We start from the raw sequence: 14,462 nt of genomic DNA, 5'->3' as shown, positions 1-14,462 counted from the left end.
GAGCGGATCCGAACAAGTTCGCCGATGTGATCGCTCCCGGACCCTGATGGGACCTAGGTGACTGCGGGACCGAACCGAACGTCTCGCAGTCATCAAGGAGGAAGTCATGTCCACCACCGTCACCTTCGCCGGCAACCTGGCCGAGGCTCCCGAGCTGCTCTACACCCGCGAGAACAAGCCGTTCGTCAGCTGCCGGGTCCTGGTCAACCGGCGCGTGCAGAACGACGAGGGGGAGTGGGTCAACGACGAGCCCACCGCCCACAACGTGAAGATCTTCGGCTCGGCCGCCGCGCACGTGCACGACAGCTGCGGATCCGGCGACCCGATCTTCGTCCACGGCCTCGAGCGCACCGAGGCCTGGCCGGACAAGGAGACCGGCGAGAAGCGCACCAAGGACGTCGTGGTCGTCGACAACCGCTTCGGCGAAGTCGGCGTCTCGCTCAAGTACGTCTCCGCACGCATCGAGCGCGCCGCCCGTCCCGCCCAGGCCAGCTGACCGCGTGGAGGTTCCGATGGATCTCGTCGTACAGTCCCCGGACGAGCTGCTCGCCGCAGTGCCGCACGTCCTCGGCTTCAAGCCCGAGGAGTCGATCGTCCTCGTACCCTTCCGGCCCGGGCTCCCGTTCACCCGCGTCGACCTCCCGAAGACGGCCGCCGACCGTGACCAGGTCTGGGACGCCCTCAGCGGCCCGTACGCCCGCCACGCTCGCCCCGGCTCACGCCTGGCGATCCTCTGCTTCACCGAGGACCGCCGCAGCGCCGAGCTGGCCAGCCAGCACCTGTCCAACCGCCTCGACACCGTGGGCATCACCACCCACATCCGGCTCTGGGCCGACGGCGAGCGGTGGCGCGAGTTCAACACCGGCCAGACCGGGCTGCAGACGCAGGCGACCGCCGAGCGGATCGCGGCCGCGACCGTGCTGACCGGCGCCGCCCAGCCGGCGACCAGTCGGGCCTCGTTGGCCGCATCCATGGTCGGTGACCGGGAACCGATCGCCCAGCTGATCCCTACGGCCCGAGCCGCGGCCGCCGGCAGCACTCCCGCCGTCGAGCGGGACTGGGCACTGGACCGTCTCGAGCAGTTCCACACCGACGGCAACCGGATCTCCGACGTCGACGGCGCACGGATGCTCGTCGCGCTGGAGACGATCGGCACCCGCGACGCGCTCTGGGAGGACATGACCCGGGAGAACCACACCTCCCACATGGCGCTGTGGAACGACCTCACCCGCCGCGCCCCGGACGAGGTACGGGCAGCGCCGGCCTCGATGCTCGGCTTCGCCAGCTGGCTGCATGGCGACGGCGCCAAGGCCTGGTGCGCTCTCGACCAGGTGCCGGCCGACCGGCCCTACTCCATGGCCGCCATCGTCGCCTCCGCCCTGCAGAACGGCATCCACCCCCGCGAGTGGGAGCGATACCAGACCCAGATGCGCGACCTCGCCAGCGAGCTCGACGAGTCCTTCGTGCCGAAGCCTCCCGAGCAGCAGCGGGACCTGCCACGCACCCAGCCCACCACCGACCGCCCCGCGCCAGGCCGCTGAGAAGGAAACCCCGCGATGAACGACGACGACACCGCCCCGCTCGACCAGACCCAGCCCAGCGCCACCGAGCGCCAGCTGCGCCGCCTGATGGTGCCCGAGCCCGCGGCCTACGCACCCGACAAGCGTCTCGACGTGATCCACGAACCCGACCTCGACCTGCTGTGGGGAGGCCAGGGATGAGCGGCGTCGACGACACCGACCGTCTCGCCCGCGTCACCCTCAGCAAGATCATCGAGCCCGGAGACCTCCGAGTCACGGGCCTGGTCAGCGAACTCGGCGCCGGCAAGGTCCTCGGCTACCTCGAGGCCGCCAGCGAAGTGGAGAACCACTGGGGCTTCGCCCTCGCCCAGGAGCTCGGCCGCGTCGACCCCGCCCAGGTGCTCGAGCAGGCCGACGAGCAGGGCATCCGCTTCATCGTCCCCGGCGACGCCGAGTGGCCCACCCAGCTCGGCGCACTCCGCAACACCGGCGCCCTCCACGACCGTGGCGGCGAACCCGTCGGCCTGTGGGTCCGTGGATCACACGAGCTGCGCGGGTTCGCTGGCTGGGGAGTGGCCGTGGTCGGATCACGAGCCGCCACCGGCTACGGCACCGAACAGGCCACCGAGCTGAGCCGCGACCTCGGCGCCATGGGTCACACCGTCATCAGCGGTCTCTCCTACGGCATCGACCAGGCCGCCCACCGCGGAGCCCTCCTCGCCGACAGCACCACCATCGCCGTCCTGCCCGGCGGCCTCGACCGGCCCTACCCGGCCGCGCACGCCCAGCTGCTCGAGGCGATCGCCGAACGGGGTCTCGTTCTCTCCGAGGCACCCCCGGGAGCCGGCCCCACCCGTACCCGCTTCCTAGCCCGGAACCGGATCGTCGCCGGCCTCGCTGAGGGGACCGTCGTCGTCGAGGGCGCTCTGCGCAGTGGCGCGATCAACACCGCCCACTGGACCACCAACCTGCACCGCCCCGTCATGGGCGTCCCCGGCCCGGTCAGCAGCGCGGCCTCCACCGGCGTGAACCAGCTGATCCGTCTCGGCCAGGCCAGCATGGTCACCACCGCACAAGACGTGATCACCGACCTCGTGAACCACGCTGCGACCGCCACCGGCAGCGCAGAGGAGATCGACGAGTCCTTCGTCCCGAGTCCGATGCGCTCCACGCAGCGCGAGATTCCTGCACCGGCGGCCGGGGTCTCCGCACCCCGTCGATGAAGCCGCTGGCGGCCCCTGTGGATAACCCTATTCGGGTCTGAGCGCGCACCTACTCTCGGGAAACCATCCGAACCGACAAGGAGGAACCACCGATGTTCACCGTGACCACCGAGCCGCCGGCGGTCCGCGTCGATTGGACGTGGACCGTGAGCGTCGAGCGCGTCCTGGACGCCGCACCCGACCTGCTCACCTGGGCCGACGCACCTAGCACCGAGTGAGTCGACCATGCGCGGCGCTCACACCGAACGGTCGATGCTGGACCGACTGAACGTCCGCTACTCGAGCCGCGTCACCAACGGCGGCTGGAGCTGCGCCAAGTACCTACGAGCTGAGCACGTGCCGGCCGGACTGCGGCTGCAGCGCCACCGCATCTGCGACTACGTGGCGACCTCGATGCACTCGACGCCCTGGAGTCGTGAGCAGCCGACGGCGTCCCCGCCGGTGTTCCACGGCCACGAGGTCAAGGTGTCGCGGTCTGACTGGCTCGCCGAGCTGCGCGATCCGTCGAAGGCCGCCGCTTTCCGGCCTCACATGCACTACTGGTGGCTTGTCGCGGCCGCGCGGGAGATCGTGCGCGACGACCTGCCCGAGGGGTGGGGACTGCTGATCCCGCACGGGCCCCGCACCCTGCGGGTCGTCGTCCCCGCAGTCCTCAACCCCGACTCCGAGCCCCTGCCACACACCCTGCAGGGCGCCCTGCTGCGGTCGGTGGCCAGCACTGAGGCCCGCCTGGTCCTGGTCGATCAGGGCGCACGGAGAGGCGTCAGCTGATGGCCGCCCGGGCGGTGTGCGGGTGCGGCTGGTCGCGCCTCTACAAGACCAGGGAGAAGGCGTCGGCCGCCGCCGCTGACCACGCGTGCGCCGCCGGCGTGCGCCGCGCGAACCGCAGGCACCGATGTGCCCGCTGCGGGCTCGAGGCGGTCTACGAGAACGCCGGCGCAACCGAGGCCCGCTACTGGTTCTCCCGTCATTCGTGCCGCAAGCAGGAAGAGGCGATGCTGCTCGCCGCCCTGGCTCAGGAGCGCGCGGCCGCGGTGGACCGGACACCCAAGCCGTGCCACCACAAGCAGGCGAACCACCAGCACGGAACCCGCGCCTGCTACGTCCTGGATCGTTGCCGGTGCACGCCGTGCGCGACGGCCAACACCGCCGCACAGAACGAGCGCAACCGGTTGAAGGCCTACGGCCGCTACCACCGGTATGTCGACGCCTACCCGCTGCGGCTGCACGTCCAGGAGCTGCGCGAGGCCGGGATGGGGCTCAAGACGATCGCCGTCCGCTCGGGTGTCGCCCACGGCGCGCTGTGGAAGCTGATGTACGGAAAGCGCCAGTCCGACGGCTCGCGGACGCCCTCGCGGCGGGTGCTGCGTGAGACCGCTGAGAAGCTCTACGCCCTGGACCCCGCATGGTCGGCGCCCTTGGGGTTGGCCGGTGGCGCGGTGCTTGACCAGGAACGCTCGGCCGCGGTGTCCCGCCGCCTGCAGGCGCTCGTCGCGCTGGGCTGGTCCATGTCCGAGATCGGTCGCCGGCTCGGGCTGCGGTACGCAGCGAACGTGATCCCGATCGTCCGTGGCGAGCGGCGGATCACCGTCGCCACCGCCCACAAGGCCAACGCGCTCTTCGACCAGCTGTGCATGACCTTGCCGCCCACCGACACAGTGCCGCAGCGAGTCTCCGCGACCCGGGCGCGACGCTACGCGAAGGAACAGGGCTGGGTGCCCCCGCTCGCGCTCGAGGACCTCGACGCGGACGCCACCGTGGAGGAGCTCGACGGCGTCGCCTGATCGGGCGCGCGTTCTCGAGGTTGCTCACCGTACGGTCAGGAGCTGGTCCCAACGCGTCGTTGCTGCAGGGCTGAGCAACTCGCGGCGCATGTCCCAACGCAGGCGGTGCCGGAACCCGGTGGGGCCGTAGCCGATCGTCTGGCGTCCGAAGCGGTCGGAGATCTCCTCTACCGTGCCGGCGAGCACGGATCGTCGGTTCTCGTTCGCCCACAGGAGCGGATGAGCGCCGGCGGGAGACAAGCCCGTGAGCATCACTCCCGCCCTGTTGTACGGATGCCCCTCCCTCATCTTGGCAAGCAGCCCGCGAGTCGCATCCATGAGCGCCAGCGGGTCCGACGTTGGCGGGTCGAGTGCGACAGAGTGTGAGTGATGGTCGACCTGGTCGCGAAACCGGCTGCTGGAGATCCAGACCTGCATCAGGGCGGCTTCCAGGCCGTGCGCCCTGAGCCGTCGCGCCGCGGCCGCGGCGTACTGCGCCAGCACGCTGCGGATCTCGGCCGAGGAGCTCACCGTGGCCCCGAGCATGCGGGAGTACATCAACTGCTGGCGGTCCTTGGGGGTGAACCCGACGGGCATGCATGGCACGCCGGCGAGCTCGCGCGCGGTGCGCTCGAGGACGACCGACCAGCGGCGCCGCAGGACACCGGCGTCGGCCAGGGCGAGGTCGCCCGCGGTGTGGATGCCGAGCCCGGCAAGGCCGGCGGTGAGGCGCGACCCGATGCCCCACACCTCAGAGACTGGGGTGGCGGCGAGGAGATCTCCGACGTCGCTGGGGGACCAGGTGGTGAGGTCGACGAGCGGCTGCCGGATCGCCTTGGCGTGTCGTTGGGCGACCTTGGCCAGCGTCTTGGTCGGCCCGATGCCAGCCGCGGTGGGCAGGCCGGTCCACTGGCGTACTCGGGCCTGGAGCGTGGCCGTGGCCGGGTCCGTGCGGGGCAGCCCGACGAAGGCCTCGTCGACCGAGTAGGTCTCGGTGGTGGCTGAGATGGTGGCGACGGTCTCGTGGAACCTGCTGGAGAACGCGCCATACTCCTCGTAGTTGCTCGACTTGGCGACCAGGTCGGCCAGATGGGGCTTGTCGCGGAGCTTGAACCACGGGTCGCCCATCTGCACTCCGAGGGCCTTGGCCTCGTCGGACCTGGAGACCGCGCACCCGTCATTGTTGGACAGCACGATGACCGCGCGATCGCGCAGCGTCGGGTCGAGAACCCGTTCCACGGAGACGAACATCGAGCGGACGTCGACGAGCGCGAGCGGTGGCGATGAGTTGGCGGTGCCCCAGGTGTAGCCAGCCATCGGTTCTACCTCGCGACGTCGCGATCGCCGCGTTCTCCGGCGGGGCCGAGAGGGAGGTGATGCAGCAACACCGTGGCGACCCCCCAGGGCTCGACGTCGGAGGTCAGTGGGATCTGCTCGAGGTCGGTGGCCAGAACTGCCATACCGTCGACGACGTCGAAGCGTCCAAGACGGCGCTCGTCGTCGAGGAGGACCACGAGGACGCGTCCCGGCGCGGGGGCGAGGGCGCGGTCGACCAGGAGCTCGTCGCCGGAGCGGATGCCCATGCTGGCCAACGAGTCCGAGCTGACCCGCAGCACGAAGGTCGAGGCCGGCCGGCGCACCAGGTGACGATCGAGCGAGACCTGGCCCTCGAAGTAGTCCTGGGTAGGGTTGGGGAACGAGGCGGTCGTCTCGACCGCCATTCCCCGCGCGGTCGAACGTATGTTCGACATACTGCGAAGAGTAGACGCCCGATGGGGCTGCAGCCGAACCTACCTGCGGCAGGGCCAGCCGGCCGCCGCATTGGTCTCCTTGTGTCGGCCCAGTGCCGTAGTTTCTGGCCATGAAGAGTCAGGGCCGTGCGCCGATTCGGTTCACGCTGAACGGCCAGCGCTACGAGCTGGCGCCCGAGGTCGTTGAGGCCCGTCTGGCAGACGTTGCGCCGGATGCGATCCGCAAGCATGCAGTGAGGATCAACGACACGTGGTACCCCGCGGTTCAGGCCTTCGAGGTAGCCACGGGGATCCAGCGGTCCGAGTTCATCTCTCACACCGCTCGTCGACACCTGGCGGCGCTGGGGTTCGAGGTCGCCGGCGATGTCGAGTCCCGGACGCAGCCACCGACCGCGCCCGCAGCTCCGCCCGCTGTCGCCCCGTCCGCTGTCGCCCCGCTCGAGGTCGGAGGGGAGTGGCACAACGAGGCCAACGTGCAGGCCGCCCTCGTGACCGCCTTGGCCGGCGAAGGCTGGCGCATCCTGTCGGTGGCGAACACCGCGACCAAGGAGCACGGCATCGACGTGATCGCCTCCCGTGACGGCCGGACCGTCGGGGTGGAGGTCAAGGGGTTCCCCAGCCGCAACTACGCCGACCCGGCACGCGCCGGCGAGGCCAAGCGCACCAGCCCGAGCACCCAGGCCGGCCACTGGTACTCACAAGCCGTGCTCGCCGCGATGCGGCTGCGAGGCAAGGAACCGGCGTGGGGCAGCGTGATCGCCCTGCCCGACTTCCCTCGCTACCGCGATCTCCACGCCGAGACGGTCGGGTCTCTCACTGCGGCACAGATCGAGGTCTGGTGGATCGACCAGGCTGGCATGGTGCATCGTCCGTGACGGTCCCGAGGTGGTACCGCCGCCCGGACGGTGACGGCCTGGTGCTCCGGAAGGTCCCGCGCCTGGCCAGCTGGAACAGGTCGACCGACCCCGACCAGGTCCGACTGCGCGAGTACCTCGACGACACCGCGCAGCTGGTGGCGCCCCACCTGGTGGCCAACGGCATCTGGACGCTGATGCTCGAGGTCGGCCTGACCGCCGGCCGCGACCTGGTCGACATGGCTGACCTGGACAACTACGCCTTCCCGCTGGCCACCCGGCTCCGCAACGAGGGCCTGGTCGCGGTGTGGTGCACCAAGAGGCACGCCGACACCTCGCGGATCCTCGTTGTGCCTGCGGCCGAGACCGCGGGGCCAGGAGCCAGCTACACGGTCCGCACCACAGCCTCGGCCTCGACGACGGCCTATAAGGAACAGGTCCGGTCGGCGGTCGTCGACGCCGCGGTGATCCCCGCCGGCCCGGTGCAGCTGCAGCTGTCCTTCGTCGTCGGCCCACAACGCAACTGGCTGACCCTGTGGAAGCCCACGATCGATGCTCTTGACCCGCTCCTGGGCCGCACCCGCGAGGACCGCGACTGGCACCCGCAGGACGGGCGGATCACCGACCTCGGCCTGCACGTCGCCGTCGACGCCTCACTGGGCCACGACGTGCTGGTCAGCATTGCCGCGGCGCCCGCCACCGATTCCGGAACGGAAGATCCCTCATGACGCTCACCTTCGCCTCGGTCATCGCCAGCGCCGGCCTGGACCCGGCCGAGGCCCTGGTCATCCGGCACGCCTACGTGCGCGAACACGACGACGGGACCGTGGGCATCCACGGCGACTCATCCGACGCCGAGATCCTCGCCTACACCAGTGTCCAGTCGGCCAACACCCGTACCTTCCCGGCCTCGCCGCCTCGAATCTGGATCGTGTTCCGGCCCGAGGGCGGAGACCGCGCCCGGCTGTGGTCTGTCCTGGTGAACCACGGCGAGACCGAGCACGACGGTCTGCGCCGCACCTCCACCTCGAGCACGCCGAGCTGATGGGGGACCTGCGGAACCGGCTGGTGATCCAGTGGCGCTCCCCGCGCACCTGGCGGATCAACGCGACCACCGCGGCCGCGTACCCGGTGATGGAGATCGCCGACGCCGAGCCGGTCAGGTTCCCCGGCTTCGACGCCCTCACGCTGGACTACCCCCAGCTGCAGGCCGTCATCCGCGAGCACCGCTACGCCGCCTGGCGCACCGCACTCTCATCGGTGATCGGGGTCTACCTGATCACCGACACCCGCGACGGCCGCCACTACGTCGGCAAGGCCGACGGTGCCGAGAACATCCTGCAGCGCTGGGCCGCCTACGCGACCAACGGCCACGGCGGCAACGTCGAGCTCCGCAACCTCGACCCGTCCAGCTTCCGCGTGTCGGTGCTCAGAGTGTTCGATCCCGCCACCCCCACCCGCGAGATCGACGCCGCCGAGAGTCACTACAAGTACGCCCTCGACTCCCGCCGGCACGGGCTCAACCGCAACTGATACGCCTCCATCCGTCGGTCCCCTGGGGCAGAGTTCACTCGTGCCATTGACGGCGCAGCACGCCGACGCCGGCGTGCTGGACGCAACCGTTGACCCGCTCGGCGAGGACCTGCCCTGGGAGGCAATCCACCGAGCGCGACCCCGCGCGCCCCTGACCTGCAGGGAGTGCGGGCACGGGCTCCACGCCAAGTGTTCGCCGAAGGGCTTCGGTTCTTCGCCCACGACCGCGCAGCGCCGGACTGCTCACTGGTCGGGGAGACCAGGGCCCACCGGCTGCTCAAGCTGCAGCTTGCCTCAGCCATTCGCGATGCCGGCTGGTACGCCGAGCTCGAGGTCGCCGGAGACGGCTGGAGGGCCGACGTCCTGGCCACCAGCCCCGACGGCGCCCGCAGGATGGCCTGGGAGGCTCAGCTGGCACAGATCACCGTCGACGAGCTGCGCGAGCGCACCGCCCGGATGGAGGCTTCCGGGGTGCCGGTGTGCTGGGTCACCGATCACGACCGGCCGTGGATCGGAGCGGTCCCCGCCATCCGGCTGTCCCTGGCCGATGCGCCCGGGCCGTCCACGGCTGTGGATGCCACGGTCGTCGACGGGACCGGCGTGTTCCGAGAGTCGTGGTGCCCTCGCCGGCGCTGCGAGAACGACGGCGGCGCCCCCGGGCCATGTCCTGGTCATGGCTGGTGGCGCCCGGTTGAGCCCGGCGTAGACCTAGGCGTGTTCGTCGCCGGCGTCCTTGCCGGCACGATCAGAGCGCACCAGGCCCTCTCGTACCGCAGGTTTCTCCTGGAGTCCGCACGGATCGTGTGGACCACGCGGCCTCACGTCATTACCGAACGCAACCAGCTGGAAGCCAGTGAGCGGCGACGTGAACACGACGACCTGGCCTCAGCGGAGCATGAGCGCCACCTGGCCGCGATCGCAGCCAAGCTCGCCCGACAGCAGGCACTGACGCCGAAGGCGGTCGAGCTCATCGGCCGCGAGGCGCGCGGCTACGTCGGCGTGCGAGACGCGACGCCTGAGTGGGCGATGGGTGTGCCGCTGTTCGTCCACGACATGCCGCAGGGCGTGATCAGCCCGGTGGTCAGCAGGATCTCGGCCGAGGTCCTCGATCGGGTCCGCGGCCTGACGCTGTTCGTCGCCACCGAGGCAGAGCGCCACGCCCTGGTCCGGGCGTGCGGGCCAGCACAGCGGATCGTGCTGTTTGAGGTGGAGATCCCGGACCGGCCGACGCCGACGGTCACTTACAGGAGGGCAGGGCGCGTGCGGTAGACCTGCACCTGGCCGCGCAGCTCGCTGCTGGCGATCGCCAACCCGGCGTACGCCGCCGCGGCAGCGGCGAGGTTGAACGACGACGCCGGCGTGCACACGACGTCCGAGGCGCTCAGCGTGCCCTGCTCGAGGCGCTCGGCGAAGGTGTCCGCTGCCGCGGCCGCGTCTGCGGCATGCTGGGTGATCCCGGCCGGCACCGGCTTCCCTGTTCCAGACACGAAGGCCTCCCACACGAACAATTTGGCGTCGCCGGCCAGCCACAACTCAGGACGGGTCGTGCACCGAAGCGCGGGCCGCCCCAACCCGACGCGCTCGAGGACCCAGGCCATCTGCACCAGCCCAGTGGCCAGGGCGCCGCTGCCGGCGCCGGCCGACCATGGCCGCGAGCGACCGTCGACGGTCTCACCCTGGCGCGCCTGCCCCAAGGTCTTCCACCCGTCGAGGGACCCGACCGGGCTGACTGGAACCATCAACGGAGCCTCAAACCCGAGAGCCACGGGCACGCCGGAGTCGAGCGCTTCGAGGACTGCTTGCGCCGCTCCCTCTGGGTGGCGGCCACCCTCGCCAACCGGCCGTCGGCCGGGTAGGTCGACTGCGGCCCAAGCGAAGTTGCTCCGGACCGACCCGACGTCGACTGCCACTACGCGCGGCGCCATCAGCGCATCATCTTCTTTGCGGCCGAGGTTGTGGGTGCCAGCGAGCCGTCGTCGAGCAGGACGAACGCGGCAATGCCCGCCGTCTCTGCCCATGCCCGGGCATCGGCGGTGTAGCCGGACCGGGAGAAGAATGCTCCCTTCTTGCGTGCATGCGCCGCCGCGCCGTGGAGCTGCTGGACCTTCGGCCGCCCGACAGGGGTGGCCTCCCACTTGACCTGGGCGACGACCTTGCGGGCGATGACGTCGACGCCGGCGTCCTTGCCGGTAGGCGTCACCTTGGCGTCGTGGTACCCCATCTGTCGCAACCACGCGCAGGCCGCTGCTTCGGCCTGTTGCCAGGTGCCGATCGGCGCGGCCCGCTTGCGCCCCAGGAGACCGGTGCGTCGGATAGCCGGGATGGCAGGGACGCCATCGGCTGCAGCGACCCGGCGCGCCTGCTGCTTGACGGTCCGCTGGCCTTCGGCGACGGCATCGAGCTCAGCCCAGCGCCGAACGAGGGCGACCACTGCCTCGAGCGCACGCGCATCGCCGCGCAGCTGGGCGACGGTCGAACGAGTGGGCTGGTCGTGGAACAGGGTCAGGTCGTGGCCGCGCAGGTCCCAGCGCAATGAGCCACGACCGATCCCCATGGTTGGCCGGGACTTCGCGTCGGCTCCGACAGCGACGAAGGTGATCTTCGTTCCGGTGCCGACGACGACCTCCCCGCCGGGAAGGGCTGGGTGCAGGCTGATCTGGGCGGCTCGGACCAGGCACTGGGCCTTGGCGGACCCGAGCGCGCTGAGCACGGCGTCGGCGACTGGCCCGGTGGCCGGTGGCGGCAGTGGACTGGCTGCATACGCCGACTTGGTCTTGGGCGAAGTGGTCAGGTCGAGCACGACGGCCTGGACCGGGCGGGCATCTGCCGGCAGCCGCAGCACCTTCAGTAGCGACGTGCGTTGCTCGGGCCGACCGACCAGGCGCAAGGGGGTCGAGGAGCTGCCGTCGGAGAGGCGCAGCACGCCATTCACGGTCCGGGTGTGCTCGGTGACCTGGACGCTGCGGCGGACCATTCTGCGGAATCGGTCGCTCAGCACGGTCCACGACAGCAGGCGCTCAGAAGTGACAGCGACGAACACGTCCCGGGATCCATCGGTGAAGACATCGAGGTACAGCACCAGCTCGCCCGCGTCGAACTCGGCCAGCAAGCGACGCCACACACGCGAGTCCGGTAGCGCGTGGGAGGAGGCCCGCGTGGAGGCCTCCCAGGCTTCGCGGGTCCGCGGATCGGTGCTGACGTCCATGGCTGCGGTCAGGGGGCCAGGTTGACCCGGTAGACGGATGGGTCGGCGGCCGCCACGACGGTCTGCCGGTCGTACTCGACCAGTGTCGGGTCGGTCAGGGCGCCAGTCACCACGGCCAAGGACCAGTCGGGATCGGTCTCGGCGGTGCGCAGCTCGTTGCGGGTCAGGAGCACCGAGGGTATGGAGCTCGATACGCCCCTGACCTCTAGGTGACGCTGCTCGTCGTGGCGCGTCGCTGTGAGATCCCAGCCGCACTTGAGGTGCGCGACGCGTGTGATTGCCCATCCTGCGGCTTCGTAGTGGCGTTGGACCACCGCCTCGGCGGCCAACTCGACCTTTCGGTTCGTGGCCGCGTCGCCGAACCCGGCGCCCCAGGCGCCGACGGCGATGGTGCTCGAGGTCTCGCGTGGGTCGCCAGGGTGGACTGGGGTCTCGATCGGGCCGCTGTACTCGCACACGAGCACCGGCACAGACCGTGGATGCCTTCGATAGCCCAGGCCCCGCTCCGTGAGGACCTTGACGAGGTCAGTCCGCAGCGGGATGAGCCGCTCGCGCGTCTCCTTGCCGATCTCGAGCAGCTCCGCCCACAGGGTCATGATGTTGCCCGGCGAGCGATGCCATTCGTCGTCGTAGGGCGCTGCGGTGTCCCACAAGTACGCGTGGAGGAGGTTCAGGAGCTCTTCCCGTTCCTCGGCCGGGTAGAGCTTGAGCGGGACGCGTGCGAGGCCAGCGTCGTCAGCTCGCGCCAGACCGGCGCGGATCAACTCGACGAACCGAGCGTTGGAGTCCTGTGAGGTCACGGCGATCGCTCGCGGCCTCGCGGGTAGTCGACGTCGAAGTGCTCGGCGATGATCTGCGTTGTCTCGCATCCCCAGCTGGACCGTCGGTCCATCGGGTCAGGTTCGTCATCGAGGGAGTCGCAGACGCCGGTGCCGGATCCGCAGTCGCGATGCAGTGTCAAGAGCTTGCGGGCGAGCGGGTCGTTGAGCGTGTTGAGGCGACGCATCGCATCGACCCATCGCGAGACGGGTGCGGTGGCGTCGTCGACCTCGTGCACGACGTCCATGTGCCACGCTGCGCTGGCCTCCTCGTCGTACTCGTAGCGCGTCATCAGCGCATCCCGAAGAACGAGGTGATCCGGTCGACCTGCTTCTGGTCCAGGAGCGCAGGGCGGCATGCCCCGTAGGCGTTGGTCAGGTCGATGACGAGCTGGCGTGTCTGGTCGAGACTGAGGTCGATGGTCGCCGTCTCGCCGTCGGTGCTGGTCACCTTGAGGTCAACGCGCTGCACGTCCTCATCGACATATCGGGCGTGTGCGCCGATCTTCTTGGCCCGGACGGCCTCGCTGCGCTTGAAGATTCCCACGCTCGCATCGTGGCATGTCGACCCGCTGTGAAGGAGCGGAACAGCGGCTGCAGTCGGCCTCAGGTGGTCGACCAGCTGAGGCCGAGGATCCGGAAGGCCTCCTGGATGTCGGGGTGCTCGGGGGAGAGCGCGTGGTGCTCGATCGCGTCGAGGGTCCGGCTGATGGCGGGGTCCTCGGCGCGTTCGAACACGGCCCACAGTGCGAGGTCGTCCCCGTGCCGGGAGGCGAACGTGACGCCGTCGAGCTCGGTGGTCGCGTGGAGGTAGGTGGCCACCGACTGGGTTAGCGCTCGCGGGCGCCCGTCCCTGAGTGCGGCCGCGTCGAAGTCGTGCAGGCTCAGCAGGTGCGCGAGGGCGACGAACTGCGGGCGCAGCGCTGCGATCGACTCCGCGGCAGTCACGGCACAGAAGCGACCCGTCAACGTCGCACTCGCTGCCGACCGCGGCTCGAGCCAGGCGTAGGAGATCTCGCCGGCCCGGGCGGTCGGGTGCACCGCGGCGTCCTCGTCGTCCTCGACGATGGAGTCGAGCTCGAGCGCGAGGGTCGGGTCGGGCCGGAACCCGGCGAGGACCTCGAGCAGGCAAGCCAGGAGAGTGGAGCCGGCGTAGATGGTGCGGAAGTTGCCCTGCCGGTCATCCCAGCGGCCGTGAAACCGGCCATCGGCGCCCGCCCACTCCCAACCCGACCAGGCCCAGGGCTCCGGCATGAAGCCAACGCGCCAGACCTGCTCGGCCGCGTCGACGACGACCAGCTGAGGTGCCTGGGTCACCGGCGCAGTCACCCAGCCGCAGCGAACGCGCGCGCGGCCGCCAAGACCTCGGGGCCGACCTGCTCCAGATCGCCCTCACGTAACAGCCGCGCCGGCGCGACGTCGTCGAGCCGCGGGTTCATGCCCTGGAACCACGCCTGGACAACAGCGGCAGAGTCCTTCCCGCGCAGCAGGGCCGCGATCCGGTAGGCCATCCGCAGCCGGTTGACGACCTCGGTGGACGGGGTGCGCGTGTCGGCCGAGTCGGCCCACTGGCGCACGGCACGGGTGTCCTGGACCGAACCCAGGTAGGCCACGAGCTTGGCGCCGAGCAGGTCGCGCAGCCGCTCGACGAGCTCCGGCGTGGCCAGCCGCACCGACTCCTCGTACGCACGAAGGTCGCCGCGGGCGATGGTCGACTGAGTGCTCATACCCTCAGTGTGCCACTGGGTGCAGCACAATCCAATAGTGAATCACGGGTGGAATCGCGGGCTAAATC

The 14,462-nt window shown here is 70.3% G+C and carries 21 protein-coding genes; 12 read left to right on the top strand and 9 right to left on the bottom strand.

Features of this window, described 5'->3' with window-relative positions; genetic code table 11:
- The first annotated feature begins 106 nt into the window (after positions 1 to 106).
- The 7 genes from ACYQ1K_RS13855 (at position 107) to ACYQ1K_RS13825 (ending at position 4,527) form a co-directional block, all read left to right on the top strand.
- Positions 107 to 496, top strand: coding sequence for a single-stranded DNA-binding protein (locus ACYQ1K_RS13855; RefSeq protein WP_459983635.1), 390 nt, complete (start codon positions 107 to 109; stop codon positions 494 to 496).
- A 16-nt stretch (positions 497 to 512) separates the two neighbouring features.
- Positions 513 to 1,541, top strand: coding sequence for a DUF4192 domain-containing protein (locus tag ACYQ1K_RS13850; RefSeq protein ID WP_459983633.1), 1,029 nt, complete (start codon positions 513 to 515; stop codon positions 1,539 to 1,541).
- A 15-nt stretch (positions 1,542 to 1,556) separates the two neighbouring features.
- Positions 1,557 to 1,721 (top strand): hypothetical protein, encoded by a 165-nt coding sequence (locus ACYQ1K_RS13845; RefSeq protein ID WP_459983631.1) that lies wholly within the window; start codon positions 1,557 to 1,559, stop codon positions 1,719 to 1,721.
- Entirely contained in the window at positions 1,718 to 2,743 is a 1,026-nt protein-coding gene (dprA, locus tag ACYQ1K_RS13840; protein WP_459983629.1) for a DNA-processing protein DprA, read from the top strand. The genes ACYQ1K_RS13845 and dprA overlap by 4 nt, the downstream gene beginning before the upstream one ends.
- Positions 2,744 to 2,835: 92 nt before the next feature.
- The gene (locus ACYQ1K_RS13835; protein ID WP_459983628.1) at positions 2,836 to 2,961 is read left to right on the top strand and encodes a hypothetical protein; all 126 of its coding nucleotides are present in this window, start codon (positions 2,836 to 2,838) and stop codon (positions 2,959 to 2,961) included.
- A 34-nt stretch (positions 2,962 to 2,995) separates the two neighbouring features.
- Positions 2,996 to 3,514 (top strand): hypothetical protein, encoded by a 519-nt coding sequence (locus ACYQ1K_RS13830; protein WP_459983626.1) that lies wholly within the window; start codon positions 2,996 to 2,998, stop codon positions 3,512 to 3,514.
- Positions 3,514 to 4,527, top strand: coding sequence for a hypothetical protein (locus ACYQ1K_RS13825; protein ID WP_459983625.1), 1,014 nt, complete (start codon positions 3,514 to 3,516; stop codon positions 4,525 to 4,527). Before ACYQ1K_RS13830 ends, ACYQ1K_RS13825 begins: the two co-directional genes overlap by 1 nt.
- A gap of 24 nt (positions 4,528 to 4,551) precedes the next feature.
- Here ACYQ1K_RS13825 and ACYQ1K_RS13820 read toward each other — a convergent pair whose 3' ends face one another.
- Together ACYQ1K_RS13820 and ACYQ1K_RS13815 are read right to left on the bottom strand one after the other, a co-directional pair.
- Positions 4,552 to 5,823: a Y-family DNA polymerase gene (locus ACYQ1K_RS13820; RefSeq protein WP_459983624.1), complete on the bottom strand. Its 1,272-nt coding sequence runs from the start codon at positions 5,821 to 5,823 to the stop codon at positions 4,552 to 4,554.
- Between the two features lie 5 nt (positions 5,824 to 5,828).
- Positions 5,829 to 6,257, bottom strand: coding sequence for a LexA family protein (locus ACYQ1K_RS13815; RefSeq protein WP_459983622.1), 429 nt, complete (start codon positions 6,255 to 6,257; stop codon positions 5,829 to 5,831).
- A 110-nt stretch (positions 6,258 to 6,367) separates the two neighbouring features.
- On the opposite strand from ACYQ1K_RS13815, the gene ACYQ1K_RS13810 reads away from it, so the two are divergent.
- The 5 genes from ACYQ1K_RS13810 (at position 6,368) to ACYQ1K_RS13790 (ending at position 9,913) form a co-directional block, all read left to right on the top strand.
- A complete protein-coding gene (locus ACYQ1K_RS13810; protein ID WP_459983620.1) occupies positions 6,368 to 7,132 on the top strand; it encodes a hypothetical protein in 765 nt (254 codons plus the stop codon).
- Positions 7,129 to 7,839, top strand: coding sequence for a hypothetical protein (locus ACYQ1K_RS13805; protein ID WP_459983619.1), 711 nt, complete (start codon positions 7,129 to 7,131; stop codon positions 7,837 to 7,839). Before ACYQ1K_RS13810 ends, ACYQ1K_RS13805 begins: the two co-directional genes overlap by 4 nt.
- Positions 7,836 to 8,156 carry a hypothetical protein gene (locus ACYQ1K_RS13800; protein ID WP_459983618.1) on the top strand — a complete coding sequence of 107 codons (321 nt, stop codon included), beginning with the start codon at positions 7,836 to 7,838 and terminating at the stop codon, positions 8,154 to 8,156. The genes ACYQ1K_RS13805 and ACYQ1K_RS13800 overlap by 4 nt, the downstream gene beginning before the upstream one ends.
- Positions 8,156 to 8,644 carry a GIY-YIG nuclease family protein gene (locus tag ACYQ1K_RS13795; RefSeq protein ID WP_459983617.1) on the top strand — a complete coding sequence of 163 codons (489 nt, stop codon included), beginning with the start codon at positions 8,156 to 8,158 and terminating at the stop codon, positions 8,642 to 8,644. Before ACYQ1K_RS13800 ends, ACYQ1K_RS13795 begins: the two co-directional genes overlap by 1 nt.
- A 189-nt stretch (positions 8,645 to 8,833) precedes the next feature.
- Entirely contained in the window at positions 8,834 to 9,913 is a 1,080-nt protein-coding gene (locus ACYQ1K_RS13790) for a competence protein CoiA family protein (RefSeq protein ID WP_459983615.1), read from the top strand.
- On the opposite strand, the gene ACYQ1K_RS13785 is transcribed toward ACYQ1K_RS13790, so the two are convergent.
- The 7 genes from ACYQ1K_RS13785 to ACYQ1K_RS13755 all read right to left on the bottom strand — a co-directional run bounded on the left by ACYQ1K_RS13785 (position 9,886) and on the right by ACYQ1K_RS13755 (position 14,394).
- Positions 9,886 to 10,383: a hypothetical protein gene (locus ACYQ1K_RS13785; protein ID WP_459983613.1), complete on the bottom strand. Its 498-nt coding sequence runs from the start codon at positions 10,381 to 10,383 to the stop codon at positions 9,886 to 9,888. The two genes, ACYQ1K_RS13790 and ACYQ1K_RS13785, sit on opposite strands and share 28 nt — an antisense overlap.
- Positions 10,384 to 10,568: 185 nt before the next feature.
- The gene (locus ACYQ1K_RS13780; protein ID WP_459983612.1) at positions 10,569 to 11,849 is read right to left on the bottom strand and encodes a restriction endonuclease; all 1,281 of its coding nucleotides are present in this window, start codon (positions 11,847 to 11,849) and stop codon (positions 10,569 to 10,571) included.
- 8 nt (positions 11,850 to 11,857) lie between these two features.
- Positions 11,858 to 12,649, bottom strand: a complete 792-nt coding sequence (locus ACYQ1K_RS13775; protein ID WP_459983611.1) for a protein NO VEIN domain-containing protein — start codon at positions 12,647 to 12,649, stop codon at positions 11,858 to 11,860.
- Positions 12,646 to 12,960 carry a hypothetical protein gene (locus ACYQ1K_RS13770; RefSeq protein ID WP_459983609.1) on the bottom strand — a complete coding sequence of 105 codons (315 nt, stop codon included), beginning with the start codon at positions 12,958 to 12,960 and terminating at the stop codon, positions 12,646 to 12,648. The genes ACYQ1K_RS13775 and ACYQ1K_RS13770 overlap by 4 nt, the downstream gene beginning before the upstream one ends.
- The gene (locus ACYQ1K_RS13765; protein WP_257754579.1) at positions 12,960 to 13,214 is read right to left on the bottom strand and encodes a hypothetical protein; all 255 of its coding nucleotides are present in this window, start codon (positions 13,212 to 13,214) and stop codon (positions 12,960 to 12,962) included. Before ACYQ1K_RS13765 ends, ACYQ1K_RS13770 begins: the two co-directional genes overlap by 1 nt.
- A gap of 59 nt (positions 13,215 to 13,273) precedes the next feature.
- Complete coding sequence (locus tag ACYQ1K_RS13760) at positions 13,274 to 13,984, bottom strand: RES domain-containing protein (protein WP_459983608.1); 711 nt, start codon at positions 13,982 to 13,984, stop codon at positions 13,274 to 13,276.
- 8 nt (positions 13,985 to 13,992) lie between these two features.
- On the bottom strand, positions 13,993 to 14,394 hold the full coding sequence (locus tag ACYQ1K_RS13755) for a hypothetical protein (RefSeq protein WP_459983607.1): 402 nt from the start codon (positions 14,392 to 14,394) through the stop codon (positions 13,993 to 13,995).
- Positions 14,395 to 14,462: the final 68 nt, after the last annotated feature.

The organism is Nocardioides sp. AN3 (assembly GCF_054653495.1).
This window is presented reverse-complemented; position numbering and strand designations above follow the sequence as displayed.

What these genes read in the sequence shown, in the direction of transcription:
- ACYQ1K_RS13855 (WP_459983635.1), top strand. Translation starts at nt 107, where the DNA reads ATGTCCACCACCGTCACCTTCGCCGGCAACCTGGCCGAGGCTCCCGAG.
- ACYQ1K_RS13820 (WP_459983624.1), bottom strand. Translation starts at nt 5,823, where the DNA reads ATGGCTGGCTACACCTGGGGCACCGCCAACTCATCGCCACCGCTCGCG.
- ACYQ1K_RS13835 (WP_459983628.1), top strand. Translation starts at nt 2,836, where the DNA reads ATGTTCACCGTGACCACCGAGCCGCCGGCGGTCCGCGTCGATTGGACG.
- ACYQ1K_RS13810 (WP_459983620.1), top strand. Translation starts at nt 6,368, where the DNA reads ATGAAGAGTCAGGGCCGTGCGCCGATTCGGTTCACGCTGAACGGCCAG.
- ACYQ1K_RS13815 (WP_459983622.1), bottom strand. Translation starts at nt 6,257, where the DNA reads ATGTCGAACATACGTTCGACCGCGCGGGGAATGGCGGTCGAGACGACC.
- ACYQ1K_RS13830 (WP_459983626.1), top strand. Translation starts at nt 2,996, where the DNA reads ATGCTGGACCGACTGAACGTCCGCTACTCGAGCCGCGTCACCAACGGC.
- ACYQ1K_RS13770 (WP_459983609.1), bottom strand. Translation starts at nt 12,960, where the DNA reads ATGACGCGCTACGAGTACGACGAGGAGGCCAGCGCAGCGTGGCACATG.
- ACYQ1K_RS13800 (WP_459983618.1), top strand. Translation starts at nt 7,836, where the DNA reads ATGACGCTCACCTTCGCCTCGGTCATCGCCAGCGCCGGCCTGGACCCG.
- ACYQ1K_RS13755 (WP_459983607.1), bottom strand. Translation starts at nt 14,394, where the DNA reads ATGAGCACTCAGTCGACCATCGCCCGCGGCGACCTTCGTGCGTACGAG.
- ACYQ1K_RS13850 (WP_459983633.1), top strand. Translation starts at nt 513, where the DNA reads ATGGATCTCGTCGTACAGTCCCCGGACGAGCTGCTCGCCGCAGTGCCG.
- ACYQ1K_RS13780 (WP_459983612.1), bottom strand. Translation starts at nt 11,849, where the DNA reads ATGGACGTCAGCACCGATCCGCGGACCCGCGAAGCCTGGGAGGCCTCC.
- dprA (WP_459983629.1), top strand. Translation starts at nt 1,718, where the DNA reads ATGAGCGGCGTCGACGACACCGACCGTCTCGCCCGCGTCACCCTCAGC.
- ACYQ1K_RS13785 (WP_459983613.1), bottom strand. Translation starts at nt 10,383, where the DNA reads ATGGTTCCAGTCAGCCCGGTCGGGTCCCTCGACGGGTGGAAGACCTTG.
- ACYQ1K_RS13845 (WP_459983631.1), top strand. Translation starts at nt 1,557, where the DNA reads ATGAACGACGACGACACCGCCCCGCTCGACCAGACCCAGCCCAGCGCC.
- ACYQ1K_RS13825 (WP_459983625.1), top strand. Translation starts at nt 3,514, where the DNA reads ATGGCCGCCCGGGCGGTGTGCGGGTGCGGCTGGTCGCGCCTCTACAAG.
- ACYQ1K_RS13795 (WP_459983617.1), top strand. Translation starts at nt 8,156, where the DNA reads ATGGGGGACCTGCGGAACCGGCTGGTGATCCAGTGGCGCTCCCCGCGC.